Annotated in this window: 17 protein-coding genes and 1 pseudogene; 5 read left to right on the forward strand and 13 right to left on the reverse strand. The window is 66.2% G+C overall.

The genetic code is table 11. The annotated features are described in order from the left end of the window. Window positions 1-18 precede the first annotated feature (18 nt). Entirely contained in the window at window positions 19-213 is a 195-nt protein-coding gene (locus FHP25_RS42510; protein WP_218578826.1) for a hypothetical protein, read from the reverse strand. Between the two features lie 366 nt (window positions 214-579). Here FHP25_RS42510 and FHP25_RS34565 point away from each other — a divergent pair, with 366 nt between their 5' ends. Both FHP25_RS34565 and FHP25_RS34570 read left to right on the forward strand, forming a co-directional pair. Further along, window positions 580-1140 carry a CGNR zinc finger domain-containing protein gene (locus tag FHP25_RS34565; protein ID WP_147851552.1) on the forward strand — a complete coding sequence of 187 codons (561 nt, stop codon included), beginning with the start codon at window positions 580-582 and terminating at the stop codon, window positions 1138-1140. A gap of 222 nt (window positions 1141-1362) precedes the next feature. Next, window positions 1363-2313: a diacylglycerol/lipid kinase family protein gene (locus FHP25_RS34570; protein WP_147851553.1), complete on the forward strand. Its 951-nt coding sequence runs from the start codon at window positions 1363-1365 to the stop codon at window positions 2311-2313. 273 nt (window positions 2314-2586) lie between these two features. Here the strand turns inward: FHP25_RS34570 and FHP25_RS34575 are convergent, their stop codons facing one another. The 8 genes from FHP25_RS34575 to FHP25_RS34610 form a co-directional block, all read right to left on the reverse strand. After that, window positions 2587-4173, reverse strand: coding sequence for an N-acyl-D-amino-acid deacylase family protein (locus FHP25_RS34575; RefSeq protein WP_147851554.1), 1587 nt, complete (start codon window positions 4171-4173; stop codon window positions 2587-2589). A gap of 163 nt (window positions 4174-4336) precedes the next feature. Next, complete coding sequence (locus FHP25_RS34580; protein WP_218578828.1) at window positions 4337-5371, reverse strand: LacI family DNA-binding transcriptional regulator; 1035 nt, start codon at window positions 5369-5371, stop codon at window positions 4337-4339. 139 nt (window positions 5372-5510) lie between these two features. Further along, a complete protein-coding gene (locus tag FHP25_RS34585; protein WP_147851555.1) occupies window positions 5511-6203 on the reverse strand; it encodes an ABC transporter ATP-binding protein in 693 nt (230 codons plus the stop codon). 2 nt (window positions 6204-6205) lie between these two features. Next, on the reverse strand, window positions 6206-6958 hold the full coding sequence (locus FHP25_RS34590; RefSeq protein WP_147851580.1) for an ABC transporter ATP-binding protein: 753 nt from the start codon (window positions 6956-6958) through the stop codon (window positions 6206-6208). Continuing rightward, entirely contained in the window at window positions 6951-7892 is a 942-nt protein-coding gene (locus tag FHP25_RS34595; RefSeq protein ID WP_147851556.1) for a branched-chain amino acid ABC transporter permease, read from the reverse strand. The genes FHP25_RS34590 and FHP25_RS34595 overlap by 8 nt, the downstream gene beginning before the upstream one ends. Before the next feature lie 5 nt (window positions 7893-7897). After that, entirely contained in the window at window positions 7898-8755 is an 858-nt protein-coding gene (locus FHP25_RS34600; RefSeq protein WP_147851557.1) for a branched-chain amino acid ABC transporter permease, read from the reverse strand. Window positions 8756-8927: 172 nt separating this feature from the next. Beyond that, window positions 8928-10139 (reverse strand): ABC transporter substrate-binding protein, encoded by a 1212-nt coding sequence (locus FHP25_RS34605; RefSeq protein ID WP_147851558.1) that lies wholly within the window; start codon window positions 10137-10139, stop codon window positions 8928-8930. 12 nt (window positions 10140-10151) lie between these two features. Continuing rightward, a complete protein-coding gene (locus FHP25_RS34610; protein ID WP_147851559.1) occupies window positions 10152-11492 on the reverse strand; it encodes an aminotransferase family protein in 1341 nt (446 codons plus the stop codon). 361 nt (window positions 11493-11853) lie between these two features. On the opposite strand from FHP25_RS34610, the pseudogene FHP25_RS34615 reads away from it, so the two are divergent. Then, a pseudogene (locus tag FHP25_RS34615) lies at window positions 11854-12030 on the forward strand (type II toxin-antitoxin system RelE/ParE family toxin); the annotation flags it as partial. A gap of 13 nt (window positions 12031-12043) precedes the next feature. Next, window positions 12044-12325: a helix-turn-helix domain-containing protein gene (locus FHP25_RS34620; protein ID WP_147851561.1), complete on the forward strand. Its 282-nt coding sequence runs from the start codon at window positions 12044-12046 to the stop codon at window positions 12323-12325. A gap of 421 nt (window positions 12326-12746) precedes the next feature. Here FHP25_RS34620 and FHP25_RS34625 read toward each other — a convergent pair whose 3' ends face one another. The 4 genes from FHP25_RS34625 to FHP25_RS34640 form a co-directional block, all read right to left on the reverse strand. After that, entirely contained in the window at window positions 12747-13115 is a 369-nt protein-coding gene (locus FHP25_RS34625) for a hypothetical protein (protein ID WP_147851562.1), read from the reverse strand. 21 nt (window positions 13116-13136) lie between these two features. After that, the gene (locus FHP25_RS34630) at window positions 13137-13625 is read right to left on the reverse strand and encodes a GFA family protein (RefSeq protein ID WP_147851563.1); all 489 of its coding nucleotides are present in this window, start codon (window positions 13623-13625) and stop codon (window positions 13137-13139) included. A gap of 273 nt (window positions 13626-13898) precedes the next feature. Further along, complete coding sequence (locus FHP25_RS34635) at window positions 13899-14852, reverse strand: S1 family peptidase (RefSeq protein WP_147851564.1); 954 nt, start codon at window positions 14850-14852, stop codon at window positions 13899-13901. Between the two features lie 24 nt (window positions 14853-14876). Beyond that, window positions 14877-15293, reverse strand: coding sequence for a DUF350 domain-containing protein (locus FHP25_RS34640; protein ID WP_147851565.1), 417 nt, complete (start codon window positions 15291-15293; stop codon window positions 14877-14879). Window positions 15294-15453: 160 nt separating this feature from the next. On the opposite strand from FHP25_RS34640, the gene FHP25_RS34645 reads away from it, so the two are divergent. Continuing rightward, entirely contained in the window at window positions 15454-16359 is a 906-nt protein-coding gene (locus FHP25_RS34645; protein WP_147851566.1) for an EamA family transporter, read from the forward strand. Window positions 16360-16362 lie beyond the last annotated feature (3 nt).

The following is a 16362-nucleotide window of genomic DNA, read 5'->3' on the forward strand; positions in this document are numbered from 1 at the left end:
CATGATCCCCCTTAATTGTCAACGGTCGACAATTAGTCCTAATATGGTCATATAAATACGTCGCGCGTCATACAGGGTCGCCGCCGACCTGGCCAGGCTCGCCGTGATATCGAGAATCTGGACCTCGCTCGGCAGCTCGATCAGAAACTCGGCATCGCGCTCCAGATGGATGCGCCGCGGATCGTCGCCGGCGAAGCGCGACATCGCCTCCACGCTCTTTCCCAGTACGAGATCGTCACGAACTCGCTTTCGGTCGCGCGATCCTCGCGCAACGTCTGCACGCCCAGCGCCTTTTGCGCCAGCGGCGCGACGCCGTGCTCATAGAGGTAGCGGGCATCGGCATCGGCTTTCGACGCGGTCGTGCGGCCACGCCAGATGCGATGGTCGGACGGAGTTTCTCATGAGGTATCGTCATGCGACTGCTCCTCCTCTGGGCAGCGCATCCGGCCGCCGTGGACTTGCTCGACACCGTCGTAACCACTATGCGGCGTTTAGGTAGTTAGTATAACGTCCAACAACTTGGAGGTTCCGTTGCTGGACTCCCGCGCCGGCAGCCTGGCGCTTGTCGGCGGCAGCTGGGTGCTCGATTTCGCCAACACCGCCGCCGGCCGCGAAACGGCCGCGCCGGTCGAGCATTTGCTGAGCCCGGCCAACCTCGTGGCTTGGGCTGCGCACGCCGGCGTCCTCGACGCAACGGCGAAACGACAGGCGGACGCGGCCGTCAGCGCCGATGCCGCAACGGCCCGGAAGCTGCTGCGCGACGCACGGCAGCTTCGCGGCGCGATCTACGCGGTCGGCGCGGCGATCGCGCACGGTGGGGCCCCTTCGGAGGCCGATCTGCGCATGCTGAAGGCTTTTGCGGAATGGACATTGGGCGCGGCAGCGCTCGCATCGGCTGCCGACGGCGGTTTCAAGTTCGACTTCACACATGCGCCGCCCGGCATCGCCCTGCTCGGCCGCCTTGCTTGGTCCGCTGTCGACCTTCTCGCCACGGCGCCGCCCGAGCGCATCAAGCAATGCCCCGGGCATGGCTGCGGCTGGTTGTTCCTGGACGTCAGCAAGAACAACTCACGCCGGTGGTGCGACATGGCGACCTGCGGCAACCGCACCAAGGCCACCCGCTTCCGCCAGCGACATTGAGTTGCGCGATCCGGAGCTATGGCCGCATCGCTTCACGTGAAATGCATAATCCATCGGCGGCACACTGCCCGAATTGCGGCTGCCTTGATTCCATGCATGCTGCCGCCGGGTGGTGACGTTTGGAGAACACGATGTCGGTAGTGCAGTTGGAGATTGTTGGCGTGGCAGGACTTGGCCTTGGTGCGCTGGCGTCGCCGGGATGTTGATCGCACCTGAACGCCCATGCGCATTCTCGCCATCATCAATCCGGGTGCCGGGACGGCCGCGACGTCAGCCGACCTGAAGCGGCAGCTCGAGGCGCTGTTCGCGGCACATGATATCGAAGCCGAGCTGCGGCTGATCGCGGGCCCGGCGCTGCCGCAGGCGGCGCAGGAGGCACGCCGGCGTGCCGAGCGCGGGGAGCTCGATGCGGTGGTGGCTGGCGGCGGTGATGGCAGCCTGAGCGCCGTGGCATCAGCGCTCGTCGGCACCGATGTTCCGATGGGCGTGCTGGCGCTCGGCACCCGCAATCACTTCGCCAAGGACCTCGGACTGCCGCTGGGGCTCGAGGCCGCCGTCGCCGTCATCGCCCGCACCCAGGCCACCGCCATCGATGTCGCCGAGGTCAACGGCCGGGTGTTCATCAACAACTCGTCCATCGGCGCCTATCCGTTCATGGTCCTCGACCGCGACCGTCGGCGCAGCATGCACGGCCTCGCCAAATGGAGCGCGATGGCGCTGGCCGCCGTTCGCACGCTCTGGAAGTTTCCGCGGCGGCGGCTTGCCATCGTGGTCGAGGGCCGCAGCATGCCGCACAAGACGCCATGCGTCTTCATCGGCAACAACGAGTACAGCCTCAGCCTGCCCGATCTCGGCGGACGGGCGCGCCTGGACTGCGGCGAGCTGTGGCTCTCCGTGGTGAAGCCGAAGAACAGGCTGGCGCTTCTGTGGCTGGGCCTGTGCGCCGTGATCGGACGCACGGACCTGACGGATGATCTGACGACGCAGTGCGCGACCGAGGTGGAAATCCGCTCGCGCGCCAGCCGCCTGCCGGTCGCCCTGGATGGCGAGGTGGCGATCATGCGGCCGCCGCTGCGCTATCGCTCCCGGCCGAAAGCGCTGCGCGTGCTCCTCGACAGTGACCGCCGTGCCGCATCCACCCCACAGGCGCGCAAGGAACCGGCCGGAATCTAGTACTCGCAATCACTGGTTGGTGACACACCTGTCATCCCTCGCGGCGCCCGGGATGACAATCGCGACCCACTTTCCACGGATAGAGAGTACTAGACTTGGCCCAAGACTAGAGCGCATTCCGATCGAACGGCATCAGCCACTCGGCACCTCACCTCTGAGGAATCGGTCGAAGGCCGGCGTCTCGAAGGTGGGCTACCGCACCGGTGGTCCGAAGAGCGCTTGAACGCACGAGGGCCGTTGATCCTCCGGTCCGCCGCGTCATCGCGACGCGCCTCACTGGCGGCGCAGCACCTGCCCCGCCCGCGCCGCCGTGCGCTTGCCCTCGCGCACGGCCGCCTCGCCGTTGACGAAGACATGCAGCAGTCCGGCGGGCGTCACGTTCATGTCCTGCAGGGTCGACTGGTCGGCGATGGTCCTGGCGTCGAACACCACGAGGTCCGCATGATAGCCGACCTTGACCGCGCCACGCCGCTTCAACCCCATGCGCTGCGCCGGCAAGGTCGTGAGCCGCCGGATCCCTTCGCCCAGAGACAGCAGCTTCTCGTCGCGAGCATAGTGGCCCAGGAACCGCGCCGTCCAGCCGAAGCCCGTGGGCGTGAACCTCAGCTCGCCCAGCGGTCCTTTGTTGTTGAGCGTGATGGCATCGGAGATGACGCCGCAGTCCTTCTCGCGCAGCATGGTCCTGATGTCGGCGTCGCGCGATATGCGGCCCACCCATAGCAGGTTGGCCATGTTCTCACCCTCCTCCAGCAGCAGGTCGAGCGTGGCGTCGTGCGGGTCCTTGCCGCGGATGCGACCGATCTCGGCAAAATCCAGCCCCACCAGCGACGGGTTGGCAGCCGACTGGGTCAGTACCATGTCGTGCCAGCGCTTCTCCGCCACCATCTTCCATTGCGGCCAGGGATTGTGCATCAGCATCGGCCGCAGCTCGGGATCGCCGAGCCGCTCGATGATCTTCGGCACGCCACCCTCGTAGGCCCATTTCGGCAGGACACTGTAGACGAAGGTCGGACCCCATTCGTGCGGGATGATGTCGAAGCCGACATCGGCGTCCGTGCGCCGGGTCCAGTCCATCATCTCCATGATGTGCTCGGCCGCATGCGTGGGCGCGCCGTATTTCGGAACGAGGTGCGACAATTGCAGGCGTGCCCCGGAGAGGCGCGCGGTCGACAGCGCCTCGCCGACGCCCATCTCGTAGTTCCAGTCGCGATTGCGCACGTGGCTGGCATACACCGCATCGAAGTCGGCGGCGACCTTGGCCACGGCCACCAGCTCGGGGAGATCGGAATGAAAGCCCGGATTGTACTCCAGTCCCGAGCTCACGCCGATGGCCCCCTGCTCCAGCGACTCGCGCACCAGCGTGGTCATGGCATCGATCTCGTGGTCTTCGGCCGGACGCGGGTCGGTGCCGATGACGTTCAGGCGCACATTGTTGTGCCCGACATAGGCCGCCACGTTCAGGCCCGGACGCCGCGCCTCCAGCACATCCAGGTAGTCGCCGAAGCTGCGCCATGTGAAATCCAGGTCCGGCTGCTTGCCGACCATGAACCGCTCGATCAGGCTGCGGTTGCAGCAAGGCGCGCTGGAAAATCCGCAATTGCCGATCACCTCCGTCGTGACGCCCTGCATCAGGAGGCTGAAGCCGTCGGGATCCGTCAGCAAGGTTGCATCGGAGTGGGTGTGGATGTCGATGAAGCCCGGGGAGACGACGAGGCCGGTGCAGTCGATCGCCTCGCCTGTGGCGCCGTCGAGCGTGCCGACCGCCTGGATCATCCGATCCCTGACGCCGATATCGGCTTCCTGCGGCTCGGCGCCGGTACCGTCATAGACCAGCCCACCGCGCAGGATATAGTCGAACATGCCGAACTCCTTGGTTGATGATTCAGGCCGTCATCCCGAGCGCAGCGTGGGATCTTGCGGAGGTGGTTTCAATGGATGACGGTGCCGGAGACCACCGTTGCCGCCATCCTTGAACGACGACCGCAAAGTCCTTCGCCTCACTCAGGGCGACATTGTGCGCCCCCTACACAGAGGCGCGCTTGATTAGCTCGCCCTTCAGCAGGCGCAGTGACGGCGAGGCCATGTCGCCCTTCAGCAGCATGTCGAGCGCATTCTCAATCATTTCGTCGACGGGCTGGCGGATGGTGGTGAGCTGATAGGCGGCGTTCGACGCCACGGGATGGTCGTCGAAGCCGATCACCTTCACCATGTCGGGGATCGACTTCTTCAGCTTGTAGCGCAGGGCATCGACAGCGCCGGACGCAATCTCGTCATCGGCGCAGAACAGCCCGTCGATCTGCGGATGCCGCGAGAACAGCTCCAGCGTCGCCTCGAAGCCCCAGTTGTAGGTGAACTCGCGGTCGGTGGCGGCGACCAGCTCGATGCCCCACTCCGCCAGCTGCTCGGTGAAGCCACGCTGCCGATCGGCGCTCGTCGAGGCCTCGTGCTGCCCGCCGATGAAACCCAGCCTGCGGGCGCCGGCCCGCACCAGGACGTCAGCCGCCATCCGCCCGCCATCGGCATTGTCGCACGACACCGAGTGCACCCCGCCGGCTCGAGTGCTGCGGTTGAACAGCACCACGGGCACGCCCTGGTCGGCGCACATCAGCGCCGCCCTGGACGACAGCGCCGCCGTGGTGATGATCACCCCCTTGACCCGGTACCGCAACACGCTGGGCAGCACGTCGTCGACCGACTGGGGCGGCGCGGCGTTGAACAGCAGCACCTGCAACCGCAGATCCTGCAGCACATGGGTGATGCGGTCGAGCACGATCGGGTACCAGGGATTGGTGATGTTCGACAGCACGATGGCGATGATATCGGACGTGCCGCTGCTGAGCCCGCGCGCCAGCGGGTGCGGCTCATAGTTCAGGTCGGCCACGGCCTTGACGATGCGTTCGCGCACGTCGCTGGCCACATAGCCATGCCCGGATATCCAGCGCGACACGGCAGCCTGGGAGACCCCGGCCGCCCTTGCCACATCGCGCTGCGTCGGCGCCCTGTGCTTGGTGCTCATCGCGCGCCCAACCTCGTAGATCGAGCCAGCAGACACGGGCATGCCGACCCGCAACCACAGAGGCACAGAGGCGCAGGGCTATGAGGGTTGCGCACCTCACGCGCGCAGAACGTGTTCATCTGTCTTGCCTCTGTGTTTCCGGGCCTCTGTGGTTGTCTTCTCGAAAAATCTCGTCACGGCGTCAGTGGACGGCCAGGTGCTTCTCGACCCGCGCCGGATCGGCGAGTGCCGCCGCCCGCGACAGCGCATCGACCGCCACGCCGTCCTCCAGGATAACGACACGGTCGGCGACGTCGAGGGCCATGCGCAGATTCTGCTCCACCAGGATCACCGTCAGGCGGTCGCGCCTGAGCGCGGACAGCACCTCGGCGACGGCGTTCACCATGATCGGCGCCAGGCCCTGCGAGGGCTCGTCCAACAGCAGCAGCTTGGGGCCCATCGCCAGGCCACGCGCCATCACCATCAACTGCTGCTGGCCGCCCGACAGCTCGCCGCCCTTCTTCAGGCGGAACTCGCGGATGATCGGGAACATCTCCAGCAGCCGCTCCACGGTGTAGGGCGATCCCGTGCGGTAGCCGAGCCGGATATTCTCCTCGACACTGAGCAGGGAAAACGCATCGCGGGTCTCGGGCACCAGTGTCACCCCCGCCCGCGCGATCTTGTGCGTCGGCAGGCCCGAGATCACGCGCCCATCGAAGCGCACGACCCCACGCGCCACCCGGTTCAGTCCCATGATCGCGCGCAGGGTCGTGGTCTTGCCGGCACCGTTGCGCCCCAGTAGCGCCAGGATCTCACCTTCCGCAACGTCGAAGGATACGCCATGCAGGGCCTGGCTCTGGCCGTAGTAGGCGTCGATGGAAGAGAGCGTCAGCATGGTCACAGTCCGAAATAGGCGCTGCGCACGGCCGCGTCGGTCGAGATCTGCGCCGGCGAGCCCGAGGCGATCACCTTGCCGCGGTTCATCACTGTGACGTCGTCCGAAATGTCCATGACCACGTTCATCTTGTGCTCGATCATGATGATCGTGAACTTGCCCTTGATCGACAGGATGAGCTGCTTGACGCGTTCGCTCTCGCGTTGCGACAGCCCGGATGTCGGCTCGTCAAGCAGAAGAATCTCCGGTCGGGTCGCCAGCGTCACGGCGATCTCCAGCAGACGCTGGTCGCCATACGACACGTCGGCGGCCTTGCGGTCGGTGAACGGCTCCAGCCCGAGCTCCGCCAGCACCTGCCGCGTCTTCTCTGCCGTCGCCCAGTGAGCGCGGAAATCGCGCCACAGCCCGGGGGCGCCAGCGTGATCCGCCCGGTAGCTCGCCAGCCATACATTCTCGAAGAACGTGAGCTCCCGCAGCACACTGGTGATCTGGTACGACCGTCCCACGCCGCGGCGGGAAATCTGGTGCGGTCGCAGGCGCGTCACGCGCTCGCCGCGCAGCAGGATCTCCCCGCCATCCACCGGATAATCCTTGGTCAGCAGGTTGAACAGCGTCGTCTTGCCGGCGCCGTTGGGTCCGAGGATGGCGTGCAGTCGGCCTTCCGGGAACTTCAGTGAGACGCCGTCGACGACGGTGTTCTTTCCGAAGCGCTTTGTCAGCTCGATCGCCTCGAGCACCGTCACGGGCTCAGCCATGATGCGCCTCCCCGGCGCGGCGGATGCGCGCCACCCGCTTGAACAGCTCGATCAGGCCGCCGCGCAAGGTGAAGACGACGAAGATGATGAACAGGCCGAACAGCAGCGCCCATTGCGCCCACAGCAGACTGAACAGTCCCTGAAGCCACACGAACACCGCCGCCCCCATGATCGGACCGACCATTGAGGACATGCCGCCGATGACGACCATGAAGACGACGTTGCCCGACATGATCCAACTGATCGAATCGATGGGCACAAAGCGATAGAGCAGCACATACAGGGAGCCGGCCAATCCAGCGAAGGCGCCGGAGATCATGAACGCCGCCAACTGGGCGCCGTGGACAGAATAGCCGAGCGAGGCCATGCGTCTGGGATTCTCCTTCGCCGCTTCCAGAACCAGGCCCAGCGGGCTCTTCTTGATCTGGCGCAGGATGACGTAGCTGGCCACGAACAGCACGGCGCAGAAGGCGTAGAACACACTGCGGTCGTTGAGGTCCAGGCCGCCGACCGGGGCGCGCTTGATCCCGGCCATGCCATCCTCGCCGCCGGTGACGCCGCTCCACACCAGCACGACATAGAATGCCATCTGGTTGAAGGCGAAGGTCAGCATCATGAAGTAGAAGCCGCTCCGGCGGATGATGACGGCGCCCACGATCCCGGCCAGGGCGGCGGCGCCGGCGATCGCGATCAGAATGCTGGGCACCAGCGACAGGCCGCCGGCCGTGAGGCTGTAGCCGGTCAGGTAGGCCCCGGCGCCGAAAAACATCGCCTGGCCGAACGAGTACAGCCCCGCCACCCCGATCACCAGGTTGGTGGCCATCGCAAAGATGGCGATCACGATGATCTCGTTGGCGATGCTGATCGGGATCACCATCGGCGCGACGACGGCAAGCAGGACGACCGCTGCGAGGGCGAGCAGGTTCTTGTTCATTGTCACTAGCGTTCCCCGAACAGCCCCTTGGGGCCGATGAGCAGGACGACGGTCATGATGACATAGATGAGGAGCGTGCTGGCCGAGGGCGCCACCAGGGTGGTGAGGCTCTGCGCCACGCCGATCAGGATGCCGGCGGCAACGGCGCCGTAGAGCGAGCCCAGACCGCCCAGCACCAGCACCACGAACGCGATCGCCATCATGTCGTTGCCGGAGGTGGCGTTTGCGCCCAGCAGCGGCAGCGCGATGCCGCCAGCCAGGCCCGCCATACCGGCGCCCAGCGCGAACCCCAGCGTCAGCAGGGTGCCGATGTCGATGCCCAGGCACTGGACCATCTCGCGCCGCTCGATGCCGGCGCGGATGCTCGAGCCGATCCTGGTCTTTTCGATCAGCAGCCAGACGGCGACGATGCTGAATGCCCCGACCAGGGCGCAGAAGACCAGGTAGCGCGGCAGGAACATGAACCCGAGATCCATGGCGCCGCCCAACATGGCGGGCGGCACCAGGCTGACGCCGGTGGTGCCGTAGATCAGGACCAGGATCTGCTCGATGACCAGCGCCGTACCGAACAGGAACAGCACCTGCAGCAGGTATGAGCCGCCGGTCAGGTTGGCGATCCCGAACCGCTCGATCAGAAAGCCGAGGAGCGCCGCGCCAGAGAAGGCGCCGATCAGCGCCACCGCAAACGGCGCACCGATGGTGCTCAACGTGTAGCAGACATACGCCCCCACCGCGAACAGCGCGCCGTGGGCGAAATTGGGCACGTTGAGCAGCCCCTTGATGATGGAAAGCCCCAGCGCCATCACGGCATAGAGCATCCCGATCGCCAGGCCGTTGACGATCTGTGCCGCTACCAGGTTCATGTCGTGACTCCCGGCGCTGCGTGGCCTTCATGTCGAGCACAGGCAAATGCTTCGCATTCACCAGGTCGAACGATGAAGGCCATCGCACGGCCGTTGGCGCGACGAGCTTCATGGGTCGACGATCTCATCGTGAAGCTCTCCGGCGGGGTGCCTTGTGCCGCGCGACCATGACCTACGTGCGCGAGCACTGGTTCAGGGCGGCCGGTTGAGGCTTGTCGCCCTGGAACACCAGGTCGGCGATGTCCTGGTCGTTCTTCTGCGCATCCGGCTGCTTGCACAGGCACACGTAGTATGGCCGGTTGGTCTGGTGCGTCCTGGCGTCGATCGACGTCGGGCCATGGACGCTATCGAGCTGCATCCCTTCCATCACCCTGGCGACAGCCGTGGAATCGACGCTCTTGGCCTTCTCCATGGCGAGGAAGATGGTACGGAACGTATCATAGGCGTAGGCCATGGCGTAGGTCGGCAGCATCTGGTAGCGCTTGGCCGCCGCCGCCACGAAGGCCTTGTTCACCGGCGTGTTGATCGAGGAGTGGTAGTTGAGGCCCAGGATCAGGCCGGCACGCATCTGCGGCGTGAGCTCCTTCAGCTCATCCAGCTCGGCGGCCCAGGGCGCCGCGACAATGACCTTCTTGAGGCCGTAGCTGCTGAGCTGGCGCACGGCGGCGAGGAAGTCGCTGCCGGCCGTCAGCAGCAGGATCACGTCAGGCTTCACGGCCAGCGCCTTGTTGAAATACTGGGTGTACTGGCGCTCGCCCAACGGATGCATGTCATTGCCGGCCAGCTCGAACCCCAGTTCCGGCGCCGCCTCCCGTGTGTATTTCAGCAGCGAGTGCCCGAAGGCGTAGTCGACGGTGAGCGTGTAGACCCGCTTGGCGTTGGGATGGGCCTTGCGCACATACTCCAGGGTGGTGCTGGACGCGGTATAGGGCGATGCCGACCATTGGAACGTATAGGGGTTGCAGCGCGCGCCGGTGAATTCGTCCGAGCCGCCGCCGGCGTATTGCACGATCTTCTCGCGAGCCGCGATTTCCGACTCGGCGAGCCCGACGGCGCTGGACGCGTTGCCGATGAAGAACTTCACCTGGCTGGTCTCCACCAGCTCGGTGAGACGCCGCACGCCAATCGCCGGCTTGCCCTCGTCATCGCGCCGCAGCAGGTTGATCTTGCGACCCAGGATCGTGTGCCCGCGCTCCTCCAGCGCGATCGTCGCGCCTTTGAAGACGACCTCGCCATGCGTCGCGAAGTTGCCGCTGTTCTGCGACAGCAGGGCGATGTTGAGGTCGCCGGCGGCGGCCTGCGCCCAGGCGAAGCCGGGCGCCACGCAGCCCGATGCCGCCAGGGCCTGAAGAACGGAACGTCGTGAGAAACCGGAAGGTGTCATGGCCTGGCCTTTTCAGTGGGAAGTGGCTGCCGTCGGCGGCATTCGTGTGTCCGATGGGATAGCGCGCGCCGTGAACCGGCGCAGGCCCGCCTCCAGCCGCCGCAGAAGATCGTTCATGTCGTTGGCCGTGATGGTGAGCGGCGGCGACACGATGGCCGCGTGGTCGCGCGGGGCGATGCCGGCCGGATAGACGATGAGGCCTTCGGCGAAGCAGTCGGCGGCGAACAGCGCGCCGGTGCTCGCCGTGGCGGCCGGGTCCGGCTTGCGTAAGTCAAAGCCCCAGAGCAGGCCGCGGCCGCGTACCCACTGCAGCGCTGTGTACCGGCGCTGCAGGTCATGCAGCCCCGCCTGGAGTTGCGCCGCGCGTGCCTTCACATTCGCCAGCACGTCGTTGTCGCGGATGTAACGGAGCACGGCCAGCGAGGCCGCGGCACTCAGCGGATTGCCGCTGAACGTGTGGCCGAACGGCGCCATGCCCGAACCCTGTCGCATCGCCTCCACGATCCGATCGTGGAAGAGCACGGCGCCCATCGGCGTGTAGCCCGACGTCATGCCTTTGCCGACGGCGATCAGGTCCGGCACGACGCCATCGTGCTCGCTGGCGAACCACGTGCCTGTGCGCCCGATGCCGGTGATCACCTCATCGGTGATCAGCAGGATGCCGTTGCGGTCGAAGACGTTGCGCAGCATGCGCAGGTGGCCAATGGGTGGCACGAGTGCGCCCCCGGCGGCACCGATGACGGGCTCGACGATCAGCGCGGCAACGGTGTCGGCGCCGGCCTGCGCGATCGCCTTGTCCCATGCATCGGAGCTCTCGAGCTCGTTCGGCCGTTCACCAGCCGTGCGGCCCCAATTGTCGGCCACCGGCCCGACCGCGAACGGATGCAGCAAGTCGCCATAGTCCTTGCGGCGCGCCGGATGTCCTGACATCGACAGCGCGCCCATTGTCATGCCGTGGTAGCTGATCTGCCGGCCCAGGATGCGCGTCTTGCCGGGCTGCCCCACTTCGCGCCAGTACTGGATCGCGGCACGCATCGCGAGTTCGGTGGCTTCCGAACCGCTGTTGACGAAGAACGCGGCATTGATCCCCTCGGGTGCCAGCGCCGTCAGCTCCGACGCAAGCTGCTCGGCCGGCTCGGTTGTGAACTGCGTGCGATAGGTAAAACAGACCGCTTCGGCTTGGCGCTGGATGGCGGCGAGCACCGTGGACACCCCATGGCCGATCGACACGGTCATGGCACCACCCGAACCATCGATATAGTCCCGCCCCTGCGAGTCGAAGATGCGGACCCCCGCCGCCTTCGCGGCCACAGTCAGCCCTGATCCAATCCGCTGCTTCAAAAGAGCCGACATATCAGCCGCTTGAGCCGTACCGACGCCGGCAGGGCGTCAGTGGTTCTGGTTTCGCTCTCATATTTAAACCCAAAATATGTGAATTCGTATTCATACAAATTGCAGAAGTTTCGCCTTTTTGCAATATATTTTCTTGTTGATTGTGACGATTGAACGCCAAGAAACGTCATAAAAGGTCGATCATAGTAAATTCGTATTCCTAAATCCCGTGAGCGAGACCAGCGATTCTCCTGTACAGGCCCAGTCCCGCAATTCCTGGATGCCGATGTGATAGAGCGGCTCGCAGCCGGTGCGAGTCTGGATCAGCGCCCGCGGGACGTTCACCCTGTGTGGCGAGGCGCCCGCTCGTAGAACAGCGCCCACGGTTGGTCAGGGCGTGCAGGAAATTCGAATCAGGGACGCGGTCGGGGCATTCCGGGTCATCTACGTAGCCAAGTTCGCCGCGGCGGTTTACGTGCTGCATTGCTTCCAAAAGAAGACGCAGAAGACCAGCAAGGCGGACCTGGACGTGGCCGCGAAACGCTCCGCGACTTGGTGAAGGAGCCAGGTCGATGAGCAATGAACGGTTCAACAGCGTGTGGGACGCTCTTGAAGATACCCCGGCGATGGCTGAAAGCATGAAGCTGCGTTCGGTGCTGATAATTGCGCTGAAAGATCACATTGCCCGCGAGCGCCTAAGCCAATCTCAGGCGGCCGAGGTATTCGGTGTAACGCAACCGCGTGTCTCCGATCTGGTGCGTGGCAAGATCGACCTGTTCGGGTTGGATGCTCTCGTCAATATGGCGGCCACCGCGGGCCTGCATGTTGAGATGCGCGTGCTGAAAGCTGCGTAAGGAGCCCGGCGCTTCCACAGATGACAACAGCCCTCCACCCGGGGCGCATGCCGACACCCTGGCCGACGCGCTGCGCCGCGGCGGCGACAGTGGCCAGCCGCTGATCGAGACTGAGGGCTTCGCCACCGCCGCCACCTGCAAGGCCCCGGGCTGGGGCTGTGTCGTCGTCGCCTTCCAGGCTTATGGGTAAAGTTCAGCGCTTCGCTTGGGATGACACGCGGGACGCGTGAATGCGATGGCGGAACACGAGCATGTGCAGGTGCTTTCGGCGCTGGGGGGGGCCGGCTCGCGCAGCGCACCCAGGGCGTCGCCTGTTTTCGTTCCGGCTTGTCGGACAGCCCGCCATGCGCTTTCACGGAGCCGAAACGCCGGCATGCGCCGTTCGTGACTCTATTTGTACCTTATTGAAATTACTTGAATTTTACTCATCATCATGATATAAGAACATCTCCCAGACCACAATTGGAAGCGGCGATGAGCCAGATGGAGGCTCCACGGCACAAGCCATCTCTTGCGCGTTGGCCTGACAGCTGTCGCGGCCGGCGGGCCTGCAGAAGCTACAAGCGATGCGCCTCCCAAGGCGAGCGGCGCCGGTCGGCGCATGCCATGCCTGATCGGTCGCGTCGGGCGGACGCTTCATGCGACCGTGCCAGCGCTTCAAGACAAGTTTCCGGTATTTCCGGTTGTTTTCCGGTATCGAGACATCGCCTTGCAAATCATTGAAGAACGTATCAAAATAATATCCGGTATTCCCGGTACGATGTTCTTCAGAATTCTGTTTCCAGATCATCGCACGGCGGCCCGCCGGCCCTCAGAACATGGGCTCGTGCTCGCGCAGGCGCTTGCGGCGCCCGGGGCGTTCCCACACCACGCCGGGAAAGCCCTTGAGCGGCACCAGCGGCACGCCTGTGTAGGCCCAGTCGCGCAGCTCCTGGATGCCGATATGATAGAGCGGCTCGCGGCCGGTGCGGGTCTGGAACAGCGCCCGCGGGATGTTCACCATGTGTGGCGAGCGCGCCCGCTCGTAGAACAGCGGCGTGCCGCATCGCCGGCAGAAGCTGCGCGTGGCGCCTGTGGCGGCGTCCTCGTAGCGGGTGATGTCGGCTTCCCCCGCCGTCACCCGGAAGCGCTTGCGCCAGCTGCCGACATAGGTGGCGTAGGCCGCGCCATGCGCCAGCCGGCTGGCCTGCGTATGGTCGTGCCACGCCCATCGCGCCGGAAAGTCGATCTCCAGGCACACGGCGCCGCAGCGGCACTGGCCAGCGACAGGCTCAGCCGTCGTCAACGTCTTGGACTTCATCGATACGCATGCTCCAACGGTATGCATGTGAAGCAAAGCACACTTTTGCTCCATCATCGGCTCTATGTGGAAAAGGCCGCCGCCGGCTCGGGCGCCCGCCTTCGCGCCAATGGCGCCGTCTCCGCCGGCCCCAGCGGCATGGCGCCAAGCCGTTGTCATGACTGCAGGAAGAAACTCCCCGCTCTTGGCGCAAATCGCGCAGGCCGGTCCGGCCACACCTGTCCCCGATTTCGGCGCGAAATTCGGGACGACGCGTCGTCCCTGCCGCGAGGGCTAGCGCCGCCGCGGCACCGTGTTGCCCCTCCACGAGCAGAACACGTGCGTCACGGTGCCGGCCGCCCGCAGGGTGTCGCCTTCCGCCCCGAACGAGGTCGGGGTGAATCCGGGAACACCCGGCCCGGGCCGGGACTCGACCCCACCTCGCGCCAGCAGGTCGCGGATCCGCTCGACCGGCGCCGTGGTGACGCGGCCGCGGCGTGGCGACTCCAGGATCGTGACACCGATCACGCGGCCGGCGCTATCGAAGGCCGGACCGCCGCTCAGCCCGCCCAGCGAGCCCGCGAACTCGGGCGCCCGCGCGACCTCGACCCAGACATGGCCGGGCTCGGGCGGCATGCCGCGTTCCGGCCGCTCGATGCGGGCACGGCCGATATAGCGCGTATGCACCTGTGCCGGCCGCGATTGGGGATAGCCGACGTGATAGGCGTCGGCCCCCAGGGCCGGCGTCGTGGTCGCGGCCAGGGCAATAGCCGGCCCGGTGGTGGCGGCGCGGATCAGCGCCACGTCGGCGCTGGGATGCATGCGCACGGCGCTGGCGGCACGCCAGTCGCGGCCGTGCAGCACGAACACGGCCTTGCAGTCGTCGACGACATGCGCCGCCGTCAGCCAGAGGCCGGCCGGGTCGAGCGCGAAGGCGGTGCCCAGGCCGTCGGTGGCGCGCGGCCCGTCGCTGTTCACGGTCAGCACGAAGTCCTGGCCGCGCAGCGGCGGCGCAGGCGTCTCCGCCGACGGATTGCGTCTAACGGGTGGCGGCAGGGGCCGCTCGGGTGTCACAGCCGGTGGTGCCGACGGCATGGGCGGCCCCGGCCGCTTCCAGTCGGGTGGCAGCGGCTTGGTCAGCTCCGGCGGCAGCGGCCGGCGGCCCTGCTCTCGCACGTGCTGCGGGATGACGGCGTAGATCGCGGCCAGGACGCCGACGATGACCAGCCAGACCAGGAAGGCGCGCATCGCCGCCGTATCCCTGCCGCGACGTCAGCCGGCGATCGCGGCGGCGTTGATGGCCGCCACGCCCAGCATGGTGGAGCCCAGCGCCACGGCCGCCGCCATGTCGCCGTTCTCGATGCGCCGCCCGAGGTCCTTGAAGACGAATTCCATGACGAAGAAGGTGGCGAGCTGCACGACCAGCGCCACGATGCCCCAGACCACGATATCGGCGACGTTCACGCTGCGCGCCAGGCAGATCGCCAGCGGCAGCGCCAGGCCCAGGACGGCGGCGCCGAACGTGGTCGCGGCCGCGACATTGCCCTGGCGCATCAGGCGGGCCTCATGATGGGGCGTGACCCACATGTAGACCAGGACACCCAGCACCAGGATCGCCAGCGTCACCCCCAGATGCAGCAGGAAGACCGGCAGCGCCTTGATGGCGCTGGCGAAGATCGCCTCGAACATAGACGCAGCCCCTCGACATCGACCGCAAGGCTCCCTTGCGTCCCCACCGGCATGACTCTGCCGTCACGCCTGGGTACAGTCCAGCCCTGCCGGCACGGCGGTCATACCTCGCCCTGGGCGCGGACCGACAGGTGCAAGTCATCTCGCCTGGGGGCGTCTCGTGGAGTTGTGGATTCCGATCACGGTCGTGGCGGCCTTCCTTCAGTGCACGCGCACGGCGCTGCAGCAGAAGCTGAAGGCGCTGCTGACCACCAACGGCGCCAACTTCGTGCGCTACTTCTACGGCGCGCCGGTCTCGATCCTGATGCTGGTGCTGCTGGTCACGGTCGGCGGCCGCGCGCTGCCCGCCTGGGACTGGACCTTCGTCGCCTGGTCGACCCTGGGCGGGGTAGCCCAGATCATCGCCACGTCGCTGCTGATCTACGCCTTCGAGCTGCGCAACTTCGCCGTCGGCACCGCCTACGCCAAGAGCGAGACCGTGCAGCTGGCGCTGGTCTCGGTGCTGATCCTGGGCGAGCCCCTGGGCGCGCTGGCCTGGATCGGCATCGTGATCAGCCTGTTCGGCGTCATCGTGCTGTCGGTCAGGGGCGACACGCGCAGCCTGCGCGAGATCGCGCTGGGCTGGATGCACAAGGCGGCGCTGGTGGGCATCGCCGCCGGCAGCCTGTTCGGCGTCGCGGCGCTGTCGATCCGGCAAGGGGCGATCCACCTGCCCAGCGGCGACTTCATGATCCGGGCCATCTTCACCCTGGCGGTGATGAACACCCTGCAGACGCTGATCATGGGCGCGTGGCTGCTGCTGCGCGAGCCGCAGCAGATCGTCAAGGTCGCCGTGACCTGGCGCTCCTCGTCGGTGGTCGGCGTGCTGAGCGTGCTGGGCTCGGCGTGCTGGGCCATGGGCTTCGCCCTGCAGAGCGCCGCCTATATTCGCGCGCTGGGGCAGATCGAACTGGTCTTCACCTTCATCGCCAGCCGATACATGCTGCACGAGAAGCCGACCCTGGGCGAGCTGATCGGCAGCGTGCTCGTGGTCGGCGGCGTGGTTCTCGTCTTGCTGGGACACTGATGA

The sequence above is a fragment of the Vineibacter terrae genome (assembly GCF_008039615.1).
Lineage (GTDB): Bacteria > Pseudomonadota > Alphaproteobacteria > Reyranellales > Reyranellaceae > Vineibacter > Vineibacter terrae.

Bases quoted from the DNA above. Each gene is read 5' to 3' on its own strand.
- FHP25_RS34620 (WP_147851561.1), top strand. From the start codon at position 12,044: ATGAGCAATGAACGGTTCAACAGCGTGTGGGACGCTCTTGAAGATACC.
- FHP25_RS34570 (WP_147851553.1), top strand. From the start codon at position 1,363: ATGCGCATTCTCGCCATCATCAATCCGGGTGCCGGGACGGCCGCGACG.
- FHP25_RS34590 (WP_147851580.1), bottom strand. From the start codon at position 6,958: ATGGCTGAGCCCGTGACGGTGCTCGAGGCGATCGAGCTGACAAAGCGC.
- FHP25_RS34585 (WP_147851555.1), bottom strand. From the start codon at position 6,203: ATGCTGACGCTCTCTTCCATCGACGCCTACTACGGCCAGAGCCAGGCC.
- FHP25_RS34595 (WP_147851556.1), bottom strand. From the start codon at position 7,892: ATGAACAAGAACCTGCTCGCCCTCGCAGCGGTCGTCCTGCTTGCCGTC.
- FHP25_RS34600 (WP_147851557.1), bottom strand. From the start codon at position 8,755: ATGAACCTGGTAGCGGCACAGATCGTCAACGGCCTGGCGATCGGGATG.
- FHP25_RS34575 (WP_147851554.1), bottom strand. From the start codon at position 4,173: ATGTTCGACTATATCCTGCGCGGTGGGCTGGTCTATGACGGTACCGGC.
- FHP25_RS34580 (WP_218578828.1), bottom strand. From the start codon at position 5,371: ATGCCCGTGTCTGCTGGCTCGATCTACGAGGTTGGGCGCGCGATGAGC.
- FHP25_RS34605 (WP_147851558.1), bottom strand. From the start codon at position 10,139: ATGACACCTTCCGGTTTCTCACGACGTTCCGTTCTTCAGGCCCTGGCG.
- FHP25_RS34610 (WP_147851559.1), bottom strand. From the start codon at position 11,492: ATGTCGGCTCTTTTGAAGCAGCGGATTGGATCAGGGCTGACTGTGGCC.
- FHP25_RS34635 (WP_147851564.1), bottom strand. From the start codon at position 14,852: ATGCGCGCCTTCCTGGTCTGGCTGGTCATCGTCGGCGTCCTGGCCGCG.
- FHP25_RS34640 (WP_147851565.1), bottom strand. From the start codon at position 15,293: ATGTTCGAGGCGATCTTCGCCAGCGCCATCAAGGCGCTGCCGGTCTTC.
- FHP25_RS34630 (WP_147851563.1), bottom strand. From the start codon at position 13,625: ATGAAGTCCAAGACGTTGACGACGGCTGAGCCTGTCGCTGGCCAGTGC.
- FHP25_RS34625 (WP_147851562.1), bottom strand. From the start codon at position 13,115: ATGATCTGGAAACAGAATTCTGAAGAACATCGTACCGGGAATACCGGA.